Origin of the sequence: Rhodococcus sp. 14C212 (assembly GCF_011058195.1) — a bacterium.
GTDB classification, from domain to species: domain Bacteria; phylum Actinomycetota; class Actinomycetes; order Mycobacteriales; family Mycobacteriaceae; genus Rhodococcus; species Rhodococcus aetherivorans.
The window spans coordinates 43777-58116 of sequence record NZ_JAALEH010000007.1; the positions used below are offsets into that span (position 1 = coordinate 43777).

General features: G+C 63.0%; 11 protein-coding genes and 2 pseudogenes. 6 read left to right on the plus strand and 7 right to left on the minus strand.

Annotated elements, in window-relative coordinates:
* Nucleotides 1–64: 64 nt before the first annotated feature.
* A complete protein-coding gene (locus G6038_RS05520) occupies nt 65–1387 on the minus strand; it encodes an NtaA/DmoA family FMN-dependent monooxygenase (protein ID WP_346772748.1) in 1323 nt (440 codons plus the stop codon).
* A gap of 133 nt (nt 1388–1520) precedes the next feature.
* Nucleotides 1521–2900: a DHA2 family efflux MFS transporter permease subunit gene (locus G6038_RS05525; protein WP_165036384.1), complete on the minus strand. Its 1380-nt coding sequence runs from the start codon at nt 2898–2900 to the stop codon at nt 1521–1523.
* 338 nt (nt 2901–3238) lie between these two features.
* Between G6038_RS05525 and G6038_RS05530 the strand changes: the two genes are divergently transcribed.
* Nucleotides 3239–3829, plus strand: a complete 591-nt coding sequence (locus G6038_RS05530) for a TetR/AcrR family transcriptional regulator (protein ID WP_165036386.1) — start codon at nt 3239–3241, stop codon at nt 3827–3829.
* 233 nt (nt 3830–4062) lie between these two features.
* On the opposite strand, the gene G6038_RS05535 is transcribed toward G6038_RS05530, so the two are convergent.
* Together G6038_RS05535 and G6038_RS05540 are read right to left on the minus strand one after the other, a co-directional pair.
* Nucleotides 4063–4854 (minus strand): hypothetical protein, encoded by a 792-nt coding sequence (locus tag G6038_RS05535; RefSeq protein ID WP_206024320.1) that lies wholly within the window; start codon nt 4852–4854, stop codon nt 4063–4065.
* A gap of 52 nt (nt 4855–4906) precedes the next feature.
* A pseudogene (locus G6038_RS05540) lies at nt 4907–5551 on the minus strand (transposase family protein); the annotation flags it as partial.
* A 140-nt stretch (nt 5552–5691) separates the two neighbouring features.
* Here G6038_RS05540 and G6038_RS05545 point away from each other — a divergent pair.
* Together G6038_RS05545 and G6038_RS05550 are read left to right on the plus strand one after the other, a co-directional pair.
* Nucleotides 5692–6042 carry a helix-turn-helix domain-containing protein gene (locus tag G6038_RS05545; RefSeq protein WP_346772749.1) on the plus strand — a complete coding sequence of 117 codons (351 nt, stop codon included), beginning with the start codon at nt 5692–5694 and terminating at the stop codon, nt 6040–6042.
* 138 nt (nt 6043–6180) lie between these two features.
* Nucleotides 6181–7179 carry a zinc-dependent alcohol dehydrogenase family protein gene (locus G6038_RS05550; protein ID WP_165036388.1) on the plus strand — a complete coding sequence of 333 codons (999 nt, stop codon included), beginning with the start codon at nt 6181–6183 and terminating at the stop codon, nt 7177–7179.
* Nucleotides 7180–7352: 173 nt separating this feature from the next.
* Here G6038_RS05550 and G6038_RS05555 read toward each other — a convergent pair whose 3' ends face one another.
* Together G6038_RS05555 and G6038_RS05560 are read right to left on the minus strand one after the other, a co-directional pair.
* Complete coding sequence (locus G6038_RS05555) at nt 7353–7658, minus strand: IS3 family transposase (RefSeq protein ID WP_165036390.1); 306 nt, start codon at nt 7656–7658, stop codon at nt 7353–7355.
* A pseudogene (locus tag G6038_RS05560) lies at nt 7639–8169 on the minus strand (IS30 family transposase); the annotation flags it as partial. The pseudogene G6038_RS05560 and the gene G6038_RS05555, both read right to left, overlap by 20 nt.
* Nucleotides 8170–9388: 1219 nt before the next feature.
* On the opposite strand from G6038_RS05560, the gene G6038_RS05565 reads away from it, so the two are divergent.
* Nucleotides 9389–10465 (plus strand): LLM class flavin-dependent oxidoreductase, encoded by a 1077-nt coding sequence (locus G6038_RS05565; RefSeq protein ID WP_165036392.1) that lies wholly within the window; start codon nt 9389–9391, stop codon nt 10463–10465.
* Between the two features lie 101 nt (nt 10466–10566).
* On the opposite strand, the gene G6038_RS05570 is transcribed toward G6038_RS05565, so the two are convergent.
* Nucleotides 10567–11124: a nuclear transport factor 2 family protein gene (locus G6038_RS05570; RefSeq protein WP_165036394.1), complete on the minus strand. Its 558-nt coding sequence runs from the start codon at nt 11122–11124 to the stop codon at nt 10567–10569.
* A gap of 428 nt (nt 11125–11552) precedes the next feature.
* Between G6038_RS05570 and G6038_RS05575 the strand changes: the two genes are divergently transcribed.
* Together G6038_RS05575 and G6038_RS05580 are read left to right on the plus strand one after the other, a co-directional pair.
* The gene (locus G6038_RS05575) at nt 11553–12944 is read left to right on the plus strand and encodes an MFS transporter (protein ID WP_165036396.1); all 1392 of its coding nucleotides are present in this window, start codon (nt 11553–11555) and stop codon (nt 12942–12944) included.
* A gap of 199 nt (nt 12945–13143) precedes the next feature.
* Nucleotides 13144–14205 carry a Zn-dependent alcohol dehydrogenase gene (locus tag G6038_RS05580; protein WP_206024321.1) on the plus strand — a complete coding sequence of 354 codons (1062 nt, stop codon included), beginning with the start codon at nt 13144–13146 and terminating at the stop codon, nt 14203–14205.
* Nucleotides 14206–14340 lie beyond the last annotated feature (135 nt).

Here is a 14340-nt window from a genome sequence, read left to right on the forward strand (position 1 = left end):
CAGATACTCGCGCCAAGCGACGGGTGTCGGACACAGCTATGTCTCCAGCCCAAGGATCATTGCGTTACCCCAGTCGTGGGTCTATCCCGTACTGATGGGGGACACCGAGGTGTTCACGCAGGGTGTTTCCTTCGTAATCGTGATGGAACAGGCCGCGGTGCTGCAAGATGGGTACGACTTCATCGACGAACGTGTCGATACCATCTTCGTACACATCCGGCGAGACCCAGAATCCGTCGCAGGCACCGGCTTCGAACCATTCCTGCATGTGGTCTGCGGTCACGCTCCCAGGTCCGATGGGGGAGGGGTGGTAGTCGATGACACCATGGTAGAGGATGTCGCGTACCGTCCATCCCTCTCGGGCAAGCTCGAGTGCCTTCGGGGATCGGGGGTCGGACGGGTTGGCGCGAGCGGCCGCGAGTTTCTGTTTGGTCAGCGGGGTGTCGAGGTCTGCCGGTGACAGCGAGATGCTGAGCATCATTCCCAGATAGCTGACTCGTTGGTCGATCATGGGTGCGACGAATTGACCCCGTCTGTTCAAGGCCTCCCGCTTGGTCGGCGCGATTGTCGGCATTACTCCGGCAATGAACTTCACCTCGTCTGGCTCTCGGCCGGCCTCCAAGGCTGCACGGCGGACGTTGTCGCGCTGACGCCTGGCGTCCTCGATGGTGAACGTCGCCCCGATGACGGCGCTGGCGTAACGGCCCGCCAGACTCAGACCGTGGGGGCTGCCACCTGCCTGGAAGATGACCGGCTGTCCCTGCTTGGACGGTGGGATCTCCAACGGGCCTCGGGAGGCGACGTGTCGACCTCGGAGGTTGATGGGCCGAATCTTGGTTAAATCAGCGAAAATTCCCGACCCTTTGTCTGCTATCCAGGCGTCTGTCTGCCAGCTTCCCCATAGGGCTTGGATGATTTGAATGACTTCGTGGGCGCGAGCATAGCGGGTGTCACGATCGGCGATCTCTTGACCGAAATTGGCCGCAGCGGCCGGATCCGAGGTGGTTACGGCATTCCAGCCGATGCGGCCCCCGCTGACAACGTCGAGGGTCTTGAGCAGTCGTGCCAGGTTATAGGGCTCGAAGAACGACGTAGAGGCAGTGGCGGCGAAACCGATCCTCGTGGTTTCCCGGGCCAGGACGGCCATTGTGATGAATGGGTCCATCGTCATCTGGGGTGCCACGTCATTGGATTTTTGGGTTTGGGAGGGGGAGTCCGGCAGGAAGAGGAACTGGAACTTTCCGCGCTCGGCGGCCTGGGCGTAACGCACGTGGGCGTCGAGGTTGGCGTAGTTGTATGGGTCTACGTTATGTGCTTGCCATGCGTGAGTTTGCGAGCCGTAACCGTTGCCCATCTGCATTCCGATGAGCATCTTGCTGGCGTTCACGGTCCAGAACCTTTCGTGTGGGTGGAGATGGGGCCGGAGTTTTGGTAGGGGCGTGCTTAATCCAGCGTGTGATATCACCGGAGAGCACTGGGCGGTGGTGTCGGTGCCGTTCGACGATGTGGCTTGGGTCGAGTCAGCGAGGAGCTGGTGTTCGCCGGACGAAAAGGACGCCGACAAGAGCGGCAATGGCGATGACTGCAGCGGTGGTGAAGGCGGTCTGGCCAGCGGATACGAACTGCGCCATGCTCGGTGCGGCCGTGTCGGTAACGTCGGAGCCGATGGTATAGGCAGAGATGAGAACGGCACCTCCGGCCGCGCCGGCCAGTTGCTGGACGGTGGTGAAGGCGGCGGTGCCGTGCGGGTAGAGGTCGGTGTGCAGGGAAGCCAATGCGCTTGTTGTCAGCGGCGCCCACATCAGAGCCTGTGATGCGGACAGCACGAGGTAGGCAACGAGGATCGCAACTACACCCGTCTCCTCGTTCAGCTGGCTGAGGAACCACAGGGCTGCGGTCCAGATTACTGCGCCGGGAATCGCGAGCGGTCGTGGCCCGAAGCGGTCGTATACCCGCCCCCCGAGAGCGGAGACGATCGAGATCAACGCACCACCAGGAACTAGGAACAGACCGATTGCGAAGGTGCTCAATCCCATAACGTGGGTCAACACCAGAGGTAGGACGATCAGCGTGCCGAAGCCGTTGAGTGCGACGATCACCATCACCAGCAGGGGTACCGTGAACGAACTCGTGCGGAAGATCCTCATGTCGAGGAAGGCCTGGCCGTGACGCTGCAGGAACTTCTGTCGGTAGACGAACACGGTGATTCCGGCCAGCCCTAGGAGAATCGGAAGGTAGGGCGGGATCGGTGCGTGGCCGGAAACTGATTCACCAATGGAGGCCAGACCGTATACGAGCGAACCGAACCCGACGGCGGAAAATGCCAGCGACAGGACATCGAGTGTCACCGATTCCGGTGTGGTGATGTTGCGGAGCTTCCACGCGCCCAGTGCCAGCGCTGCCAGGGCGATCGGTAGGACGAGAAGAAACAGCCACCGCCAACTCGAGTGGGCCAGTACGACACCGGAGATCGCGGGGCCGACAGCTGGCGCCGCGGCGGTCAGACCGGTCACCAGCGCCATGACCCGGCCGCGGCGACCGGCGGGAACCAGACGCATCGTGATGGTCATCAGCAGTGGCATGAAGACTGCGGTGCCCACTGCTTGGACGATGCGTCCGACGAGCAGGGCCTCGAACGTCGGAGCGAAGGCGGCGATTGTCGTTCCGACGGTGAACAACGATAGCGCGCCTAGGAAGATTGTGCGTAGGTGGAATCGACGCATCACATACCCGGTGGCGGGGATGAGTACCGCTAGCGTCAGCAGGTAACCCGTGGTGACCCACTGTCCGGTGCCTGGGGTGATGTCGAAATCGACGATCAGGGTGGGAAGGGCAACCCCGAGCAGCATTTCGTTGAGCAGGACGATGAACGTCGAGACCATCAGCAACCCGATGACCACGATGCTTCCTGGGGCCAGGCGGTCCTCAGGAGCGGATCGGGATTTCGTTGAATCGATGTCTACGGTCGATGTGTCCGGAGTTGTCATGTGTGTTCTCCAGTGGAAGAGGCGGATGGAAGGGGGCGGAGTTGGCTCGACACGTTCGCTGCACCGTAAGGCGGGGTCCTCCCAGGGCCGGTGCATGCGGATGGCGAACTGCGCGCCGATCCGGTGGTCGGCACCGGAAGGGGCGGGGTACGATTACGAAGTGGGGGCTTCCCCCACCTATTAAACGGGGTTTCCCCCCGCTTGGCAAATGTGCGCCGTGACGTCGGCGTTTGAGGACCTAGAGAGGTGACATGACGGACGAGGGGAAGCAAAGGCGACGACCACGGGCGGACTTCGAACGAAACCGGACGGAGATTCTGGAGTCAGCGGAGCGACGCTTTGCCGAGGAAGGGGTCGGGACCTCTTTGGAGGCGGTGGCACGCGACGCAGGAGTCGGATCGGCCACCCTCTATCGTCACTTCCCGACGCGCGACGCGCTGCTCGCGGAACTGCTGAGTCGACGCCAGAGTCAGCTGGAATCCGAGAAGGAGCGGATCGAACAACTCGCCGACAGTGGTGCAGCCCTGGAGCAGTGGTTGGCTGCACTCGAGGAATTTTTCGGGGCGTTCGAGGGCTTGCCCGGACCGCTGCGCAGTGCGTTCCTCGCGGAGCACAATCCCCTTGCGGTCAGTTGCACCGGCTTCATCGATCTGACAGGTCAATTCCTCGCGGCAGCGCAGCGAGATGGGCGGGCGCACAGTTGGATTCGGGCGCGCGACCTGTTTCTGGCCGCACTTGCGCTGAGCTGGGTCAGGGGCGCGTCGCTGGCGGACGAAACTTCCCACCACCATCTCAGGGCATTGATCAGGGACGGTTACGTATCCACTAACGAGGCCCCCTGACCGTCAGATCACCCGCACTATTTGGGGGAACGCCATGTGCGTGCATGTTCTTCCTCAGCAAATTCCGTTCAGATCCAATCGGTGCGCGGTGCGGAGTTTGGGGAGCAGCGAAGAGTGGAGCGCGGCCATAGTCCGGCGTCGGTCCATTCGCGGGGCCTGCGTCGGCAGGTGATGCCGTTGCAGTCGCAGCGTCTCGGTCGGCGCATCACACCAGGTCACATTGGTGCGCAGGACTAACAAATGCCACCGAGTGGACACGATCGTCGACGGGTTCGCGGCACAGGAAATAGGAACGTCACGCAGGATGGGGCGGTAGCAACAGCGCTATCGGCTTTCACGGATCGAAACAAGATCGATTGCGGGCGGTGCGGGCGATCCCCGATCGGCCCGTCGAGGAGGTGCCCGTTCTGGGTATCGACGACTTCGCGCTCCGCTGGGGCCATGTCTACGGCACCGTCGTGCAGCATCGCGGCGGCTTGTTGACATGCGTCCATCATCGGTAGGAGAGATGCAATGTCATTGGGACTCTGCCCGATCTGCACTGCCGCAATGATCTGATCTCTGGTGACTGCGAGTTGCGCGTTGTAGCCCTGGAAGAATCCTCGCCTGGTGGGCATCAACCGTGATTGCGGATCGGTCGTGTTGGCGACTGTCTTCGGCAACGACTGTGTGTCGGGATTCGTGCTGGCTTGTGCAGCCGCCCGAGCGGCTTCGACCGCACGTCGCGTGCGGATGATTCGTGAGTGCTGGTCCAGCGAAACCGGGGGCGGGCCCATCGGTTTCCTTCCTGCAGCGATGATCGCGGCACGCCGGTCGAGTTTCGCCTGATGAGTGGCGATCTCACGTGCCAGATGCGCCTCGGCTTCCGCCAGACGATGAGGCACGTTCGGGATCCGGCCGATCACCGACTCGCCGGCTCGAATTCTGTCGAGACGCTCCCGCGCCACGATCGCCCGCTCTTCCTCGTCCTTACGCTGCAACGCGATCGCCGCTGTCCGCCATGTCCTGCCCGGAAAGGAGGGCATCTTCCGCGGCATCGGTCTGGTCGGCGTGGGCGATCTGCTGTCGCCCCTGCTCGTCGCGTGCGTGCAGCCAGTCGGGCACCGTCGCCGCACTGCGGCCGGCGACCTGGGCAAGCATGCCTTGCCGCGGCGGTGGGGGCCCTCCTTGGACGTAGTCCTTGGGGGACTCGTCGATGCCGAGCACGCGCACCGGCTCGGGTTCGTCGGGCGCGGTGTCGGCGACGGTGACGGTGACGACCCGATCGTGGACGGTGCCAGGCGCACCGGTACTCGGCGGCGACGGCGGCCACCGAACGGTCGTCGTCGAGGACACCGGCGGCGATCATCGTCTTCGCCTGCGGGGTGACCCGAGCGCGAGGAGGGATGCCCGGCACGGACTCGGTGAACACCTTGCGATCGCAGACACTGTTGGCGCACAAACATTTCCGCTTGCTCCATTCGAGCCGGGGACGGTCGGGGCCGACCTGCACATCGCGGGGGCGGTTGGTGACCCAGCCCGTCGACCTCGTCGACGTCTGCCCGCACTGCGGGCACACCCCGACCCACCGCGGGTCGGTGCCGAGCCGGACGATCCGGTTGCCGTCGTCGACGCGCCGCACCGATTCGACGACGACGCCGTCGAGATCGAGCAGCAGTGAACCACCGTGGAGCATGCCCGCGTTCCTTGCTGGTCTGGTTGCCTGAAGAACACCCGGCTCACAAGGGCGCGGTCCCTTTTTCACTCACCGACACGGCACAGGGTCGGACAACATCACGCCCCTACCCACTGCGAAGAGCCCCATTACTTCGATGACAGTCGTAGCATGGGTGAGTTGCTGGTATCGCCCGTAGGAGTTGACTGTGGCCCGCCCCCGTACCGCCCCCCGGACAGTGGATCATCCCGACCTTGCGCAGGTAGATCTCCAGCAGGTGATGGAGGCACTGGTGGACCCGGTACGCCGAATGGTGGTCTCCCAGCTCGTGCGCAAGGGCGAGGACATGAGCTGTGGCACGTTCGAGGCACCGGTCTCCACCTCCACGCTCACCCATCACTTCAACGTGCTGCGCGAAGCGGGGGTGATCCGGCAGTACTACGTGGGCGTGACCAAGATGAACACGCTGCGCGCCGACGAGATGGAGGAACGGTTCCCTGGCCTGCTCCCCGCCGTGATCGCGGCATGCGCGGCGGAGACCGGCTCGGGCGTCGACTGAGAGATGGTGTCGATTTCGACGTACATATTTCGACGGCGGTCAAAATTTGACACTCATCGAACCTTGGAGCAGGGTGGAGGAGGAGGCCGGTGCGACACCGGCTTCCCCAACGCACCGAACCGCACCAAGGAGCCACGCATGAACCGCGTCGTCCGTTTCCATCAGCCCGGCGGACCCGAAGTCCTGCATCTGGAGGAGGTCCCCCTGCCGGAGCCCGGGCCAGGCGAAGTCCTGATCCGGACCCGGGCGCTGGGCCTGAACCGGGCGGAGTCGATGTTCCGGCTCGGCCAGTACGGCACCGATCCCGTCTTCCCCTCCGGCATCGGCTACGAGGCGGCCGGAGTGGTCGAGGCTCTCGGTGACGGCGTGCGCGGGCTGAGCGTGGGTGAGGCGGTCAGCGTGGTGCCGTCCTTCACCATGATCGACTATCCCGTGCACGGGGAGGCGGTTCTCGCCCCCGCCCACGCGGTCGTCGCCCACCCCGAGCGGCTCTCCTTCGAGGAGGCGGCCTCGGTGTGGATGCAGTTCATCACCGCCTACGGCGGCCTGGTCGACCTCGCGGGCGTCCGCCCCGGCGACACCGTCCTGATCTCCGCGGCCTCCAGTAGCGTCGGCCTCGCCGCCATTCAGGTCGCCCACAAGGCTGGCGCCCGCGCCGTCGCCCTGACCCGCACCGGCGCCAAGCGGCAGCAGCTCCTGGACGCCGGCGCGGACGAGGTCATCGCCACCGTCGAGGAGGACGTCCCCGCCCGGGTGCGGGAGCTGACCGACGGCCAGGGCGCCCGCATCATCTTCGACCCCGTCGGCGGCACGGCCCTGGCCGACCTCGTCACCGCCGCCGCCGACGAGGCCCATCTCGTTCTCTACGGCGTCCTCGACCGCACCCCGACCCCGCTCAACGTCGGTGAGGTCCTCTTCAAGCACCTCACGATCCGGGGGTTCGAACTCTTCGAGATCACCACCGACGACCGGCGACGCGCCGAAGCGGTCGCCTTCGTGGCCGACGGTCTCGCCAAGGGCGAGCTGACCCCCACCATCGACAAGACGTTCCCGCTTGAGGACATCGCCGAGGCACACCGGTACCTGGAAGCTGGCGGGCAGGTCGGCAAGATCGTCGTCACCGTTCCCGGCCACTGACCCTCCTCAGCGGTCGGTGCACCTCACCGGGGCGGGAAAGGGGGGGTCTTTGACCGGTCCCAGTCCGGTCGATCGCGGGAAGAACGGCTTGAGATTCCCCCGCTTCTCCGGAGACCCTTCTACATGGCTCCGATGAGCTCATGTTGGATGATATCTGCCTCCTGTCCACCTGATCAGTCGTGGTAGGCGCGTTCGTATTCGTCCGGTGAGAGACCGCCCAGGCCGGTCTGAATCCTGCGCGAGTTGTACCACCCGCCGATATAGCGGAACAACGCGAGCTCCGCCTCCGAACGAGTGGCGAAAGTGGTTGCAGTCCAGTACATCAATTCGATCGTCAAGGTCGACCACAGATTTTCGGCGAGCGCGTTATCGAGGTTGTCCCCGACGCTGCCGGTGGACGAGGCGATTCCGGCATCGACGAGCCGCTGCGTGAACCGAACCGCCGAATATTGGACGGATTCAACCGGTCGATGCAACACCCGGCTGTTGTAGGGAGCGTAGCTGCTCGGCGAAGACCTCGGCCGGGGTTCGCCAATCGAGGATCTTGCGGGTCCGGTTGTTGATCGCCAGAGCGACGGCTTCGAGGTCCTCGGCGGACCACCTGGACAGATCGGTGCCCTTCGGGAAGTACTGGCGCAACAGGCCGTTCGTGATCTCGTTCGCCGGTCGTTGCCAGGGCGAGTGCGGGTCGGCGAAGAACACTCTCGTGCCGGCATCGAGAGCGAACTGGGCATGACCGGACAGCTCCTTCCCGCGGTCCCAGGTCAGGGTCCTGCGGAGCTGCTCGGGGAGCGTGCTCATCGACGTCGTCAGCGCGGCGTTCATCGCGACGGCACCGTAGCCGCCGAGGGACGGACCGTTCTTCACCGGCGGTTTCTCGCCCCAGCCCTCCAAACGAGGCAGGTGCACGAGGATCGTGGATCGGCTGCTGCGCTCGACGAGCGTGCCGATCGCGGACCGACCGGTCCCGATGATCAAGTCGCCTTCCCATGCAGCCTTCAGGACAGGCTGCCGCCGACGGCGCCACAGATCCCGGTAGGCATGGCTGAATCAGAATCTGCCGAACCGGAGAAGCAGTACGTTCCCCTCGTGGCGAAGTCATGAGTCGGTCAGCGTCGGGGTTCGGTGTTCGCCACCAGTTCCGTAGTAGATCTACGTTCCCCACATCAAGGCGATATACTCGTGCCACTCCGGTGGCTCCGGCGCAGAACCGGGCATGAGCCTGTCGAGCGTTACGATGATGACGGCCAGCGTCCACGATATCGGGGTGACAAATAGCTTGTCAGCAAGGAATTTCAACGGGGGTCTCCCTCTCGATAGGTATGTCTGTCTCGGCAGTTCCGGTCGCACAAGGGCCGTCGACAATCTTGTCGAGAAACCCGATGCCAGCGCCGTCCCGTCCCATCCCGCCACAGCTCGAACGAGGTCCTGCAGACCTGCTTGGTCTGCGGTCCCTATCGCCTCTCAGAGATGCCGCTGAGCCGACCATGGTTCCAGTGTCACGCGGCAGCACCTGCGCGACGCTGGCTCCCATCTCTCCGCCCGCCGCAGTGCTTCTCGGGAACGAGATACTCTCCATCCCGGGCCGAGCCATGAGGTATCTCTCATCATGCCTCGGCGAGAGGGGTGACCGATCTGTCGGGGCGGCCCGTTTCCGCCAGTACCCTTGCCGAAACGAACGATGCGAAGGGAGCCATAGGTCAGGCGCTCCTGCTCAGGCGTCTTGACGCTCCTTTGCGAAGAGCTTCTCTGAGCGTGTGCGTCTCTCGGTGAAGTGGATGTCGCCACGGATGCTGCACCCGTGGCGCATGTCGCTGAGGTTCTCGTCGGCTTGGTTGAGGAGCATTCGAGGTCGAGGTCCTGTCATCCTCTGGAATCAAGATCGACAATCGGTCGAGATCAGGGTCTTGGTTTGCGAAGTGCCGTGGACCAGGCCGTGCCCAGGGTCCGGCTCGCTCGCGATCGCAAAGGCTACCTTCCCGGCGAAGTCCGCGCGGCATTTCGTCGATCGCCAGTGCTTGTCGGTGTGATGCGCGCGGCGTGCGGGGTTGCGGATGACTCAGGGGCGGCGCACTAGATCCTCCATTCGTAGTTAGTTGACAAGCAACTTATTCTGAGAATAGTAGCTATCGATGCCGGCAGCAAGAGTCGCCGTCGTAGAAGGCACCGGAATGGTGCCTCGCGGCGAGGCGTGAGACAAGGACCACACATGACAAAGCGCACGGAGTTCTGGACCAATTTTACTTCGAGCGATCCACGCGAGGCCGCAACAGAGGCCGCACGACTCGAGGCCGACGGCTGGGACGGCGCAGTCATGGTGGATTCGCAGGCGATGTACCCCGAAGTGTGGACCTATCTCGCGACCTGCGCGCAGGCAACCACTCGAATCACCTTGGCGACGGGAGTCACGAATCCAGTCACGCGTCACCCTTCCGTAACTGCTGCAGCGGCAGCATCTCTGCAAGTCATCTCGAACGGGCGTGCCGTTCTGGGTATCGGTAGGGGAGACTCCGCGTTGGCCTATGTCGGTGCTTCACCCATGCCGATCGCACGCTTTGAGCACTACTTGGAGGTGCTGCAAACGTATCTGCGCGGCGAGATGGTCTCTATGGAGGACGCCAGTTCGATGCTCGTCGACGCGAGGGTTGGCTTTCATGACCTGGCCGTCGGGTCGGGTCCGGCAGGCAGCAGCCTGAAGTGGCTTGCCGGCTACGACGTCCCCAAGGTTCCGATCGAATCGTTCTCGACCGGGCCAAAAGCGATCGCATCGTCCGCCCGCGTCGCAGAGACGGTCGTCCTCGGGCTGGCAGCGGAAATTAACCGCGTTGCCTGGGGTGTCGATCTCGCGAGAACCGCAGCCGCCGACGCTGGCAAGGAAGTCGGAGTGGGATGTGTTGTGATTGCGATGCCGCAGGAGGACATCCGGATTGCACGAGAAATTGTCAAGCCCACGGTCGCGACCATGGCACGGTTCTCGGTGATGAACAACAAGGTGATCGGTCCGGCAACTGACGCTCAGGAACAGATCATGCTGAAGATCGCGGGGGTGTACGACATGAACCGGCACGGCGAGATGGCGCCTCAGACTCAGATGGTCACCGATGAATTCGTAGACCAGTTCGCCATCGTCGGCAGCGTCGAGAAGTGCACAGACCGACTCGGTGGACTGATGGACTTAGGACTCGACCGCATGACTTTGGTGGTTCCCTACACGCGGACTCCGGAGGTGGCGCATTCGTACGAGCTGTTGGTGAACGAAGTTCTCCCGAAGCTACGGTCTTCCTGAAACTGGCAGCGGAACCCTCTGTTCAGGATCGCTCGTGGACTCGCGCATGGTCCTGAACAGAGTGCCCCACTCCCATATGGGCGTTCAACGCGGACGTGCAGTTACCACTGCGCCTCGTAAATCGGATCGTCCGGATACAGACCGCCGAATCTCGAAGTGGCAGGGATACCGCCAAATACATCCCTGAAGTTGGCGATCTCGTTGAAAGTCTTTGCAAAGTCGAAGACTACGGTGCGACGCAGGACCTTCCACTCCCCGTTCCGCTGTTCACAGAAGTCTCGATACCGACCGCCCATCATCTCGATACGATTCGCGACTGGATGCACCATCACGTACACCACGGAAGTCTCGCGCCGGGCGGTGTTGTCGTTCAGGTCGATCAGCGTGTTGGTGATGTAATGGTGGGAGCGATGTTCGCTGGTCTTTTGACCCAGGTAGGCCCATTCGCAGAACTCGTGAGCCGATCCGTCGAAGGCGCCATGATTGTCTGTCGCTTCTGGCCAGAAGGTCGATTTCATCGTCTCGACGTCCTTTCGGTCCATGGCGCGGCAGTAGAGAGCCATGTTCTCGTACAGCTTCTGCTTGTCGAGAAGTTCGGCGACCTCCTTGCTGAAGACCTGCCGAGTCTGCGTCGGTTGGGTGCTCGTTGTGTTGTCCATAGGGACGTCCTTTCGTGGATTCGCTTCGATCGCGTGGACCGAATGGCAGATCGGCACAGCAGATGCAGGGCGTTTGCCAGGCGGGCAGGGGCGACTCCGCGGATGAGTCGTTCGCACGCGGCGACCGTTCAGAGGCGATTGCAGGGGGAGACGAGCACACCATCTCACGTCTTGCGTGTCAACCAACTATCTTTCAAGTGATTCACGCAGGAAGGCTCATTCGCCCGTAATCGTCCGGCGTGGAGCCCGAGACCCGACCCTGCGACGGGAAGAAAGTTGTGGGTTGACAAGCAAGTTAAAAAGTCAGATCGTATGTGTGACAGATAACACCGCGGACGCGCCGACGACGCGCACACCGGGGCAACGCTGCCCGGTCGGCGTCGATCCCCGAGTCTTCACCTCCCTGCCCCCTTGCCGAAGGATCACACGTGTCCAAGCTTCCCGAACTCGACGTTCAACGAATAATCGACGACGCACCCTTCTCGACTCTCCAGCGCACGTCGATAGCCATGGTGATGATCATTTCCATGTTCATCGGGTTCGACGCGCTGGTCATGGCGATCACAGCACCGTCGATCGCCGTCGACTGGGGAACCACTACGGCCGGCCTCACGCCGGCAATCGTCGCGTCCTTGGTCGGCATGATCGTCGGTAGTGCGCTGCTCGCTCCGCGAGCAGATCGATACGGTAGACGCCCTGTATTGATCTGGGGGGTAGTCCTGTTCGGCATCATGACGCTTGCCGTTGTCGCCGTGAACGATCTCCAGCAAATGATCGTGCTGCGCTTCATTGCCGGCATCGGACTCGGTGCTGTGCTGCCCAGCACCTTCGCATACGGCGCAGAGTTCGCGCCGAAACGTCGGCGTGCCACCGTCGTAACCATCGTTGGTGCAACGAGTGCCGGCGGCGGTTTTCTCGGAAGCCTCCTGGCCACCGCTATCGAACCGGCGTTCGGCTGGCGATCGGTGTTCGTTCTGGGCGGAGCGCTCCCGCTTGTCCTTGTGCCGGCGTTCTTCCGCTGGCTCCCCGAGACGATTCAGTTCCTGACGCTTGCCGGCAAGACAGGCCGGGCACGGACGATGTTGCGGTCTCTCGATCCCCAGGCGGTCAGCTCCGGGGACGGAGAGCTCTTCATGAGTGATCATCGTGACGGCGGCAAGCCGTCGGTGAAACTCCTCTTTGCCAAGCAGCTCGCCCCGGTGACCGTCTTGCTCAGTATCGTCTTCTTCAGCGCGGTGTTGTTGATCCTCTTCCTGATGTCCTGGATTCCTTCGGTGCTCACCGATGCCGGCATGTCGACCGGCCACGCTGTGGCAGCTTCGGCAGTCTGCAACCTGGGTGCGATGTTCGGCGGTATCGCGATCGGCATGGCTGCAGATCGCAGCAGGCGTCCGTGGCGCATGTTGAGTGTCTGCTTCGCCGTCGCTGCTGTCGCGATCGTGGTGACCGCGCTGTCGCTCGGATCCATTGTCATCCTGATGATCTCCGTATTCGTGGTGGGTGCGTTCGCCATCGGGACCCAGATCTGTGTCAACGCAGTGGCCGCGGCCTACTACCCGAGCTGGCTGCGGGCAACCGGTATGGGTGTCCTGTCGGGCTTCGACCGGGTTGGCTCCGTCGCAGGTCCCGCAATCGGTGGGGCGCTTCTCGCGGCTCATGTTCCGGCAAAATCGATCTTCCTGTTGGCCGTCATTCCGGCGATCATCGCCTCCATTGCCATCGCTGCGGTTGGCCTCTACACATCGCGCCGTCGCACGCTAGAGTTGGTCGTGGAGCAGGCACCGCAACTGTCGGGCGTCGCCGACGGGGCCGCCGGGTAGGTCCACTACCGAGCTTTTCGTCCCTCTTCACCCAACACCGAGTCGCAGAAGCACTCCGGTACGACATCACTGGAGGATTGCTGGTTCGATGCGAGGCTCGGTCGTCGGACACGCTATACCCGCAGAGCTCGACCTGAAAGGACTCGTTGTGCGAGCTGTAGTAACAAGAAAGACCGGCCAGGCGTTCACGGTTTCGGACGTGAGCATCGCGGAGCCGGTAGGACATGAAATACTGGTCGAGGTGCGTGCGTCCGGGCTCTGTCACAGCGACATCTCCGTTGCACAAACGGGGATGGGCGGTGATTGGCCCATGGTGCTGGGGCATGAGATAGCTGGTGTCGTCGTGGCAGTCGGACCGTCCGCCTCGCGAATCAAACTCGGCGATCACGTCGTCGCGGCCGCCCTCCGGCCGTGCGGTCGGTGCCGCGCGTGTCTCAAGGGGGCCGTGTGGGCGTGCTCGGAGTCCGACGCGCTGGACAGAGACCCCGAAGAGAAACCCCGCCTCGAGGACGAGCATGGTGCCATCGGCCAGATGCAAGGTTTGGGCGGCTTCGCCGAAAAGGTCCTTGTGCACGAAAATCAGCTGGTGAGTATCGATCCGGCGATGCCTTTCGAGCAGGCGTCGATAATCGGGTGCGCCGTAGCCACCGGTGGCGGCGTCGTGCTCAACGTCGCCAAGGTGCAACCGGGCGAATCGATTGCGGTTTTCGGTTGCGGTGGCGTCGGTCTCAACACCATTCAGGTGGCTGCGCTGGCGGGAGCTACACGGATCATCGGTGTAGACATTCAACCTGACAAACTGGAGCTTGCGAGGACGTTCGGTGCTACGGACGTCATCGATTCGACGACGGCCGACGTAGTCGAGGCCATTCAGCAGCTGACCGAATCGGGAGGCGTAGATCATGCCTTCGTCATGGTGGGTGTACCGCAAGTGACCCAAACTGCACTTCAGATCCTCGGCCAGTCCGGCACGGTCTACCTGGTCGGCGGCATGTCTCCCGGAGCCGAAGTGACGCTGCATCCGTCTCCCGGTGACAGCTTGCTGCTTCCCTTCCAGCAAGGCATCAGAGGTACCTGGCTGGGCTCGTCGAACTTCTACCACGACATTCCTATGTACGTCGATCTTTACTTGCAGGGACGGCTCAACCTCGATGACCTTGTCTCGCAGACCATCTCCCTCGACGAAATTGACAAGGCTTACGAGGAACTCGAGCGGGGCGGAATCGCGCGTAGTGTGATCACATTCCCGGCCTCGTCCTGACCTCAATGGTGCGCGGACCGCGTGTCGGCCTGGGTATCGCGGAAGGACCTCCAGACCGGCGACATTCGCCGCTCGGATCGACCCTGCCGCGAGCCCACGGTCGGTGCGGCCACTTCAGATCGAGCTGTTGCCACG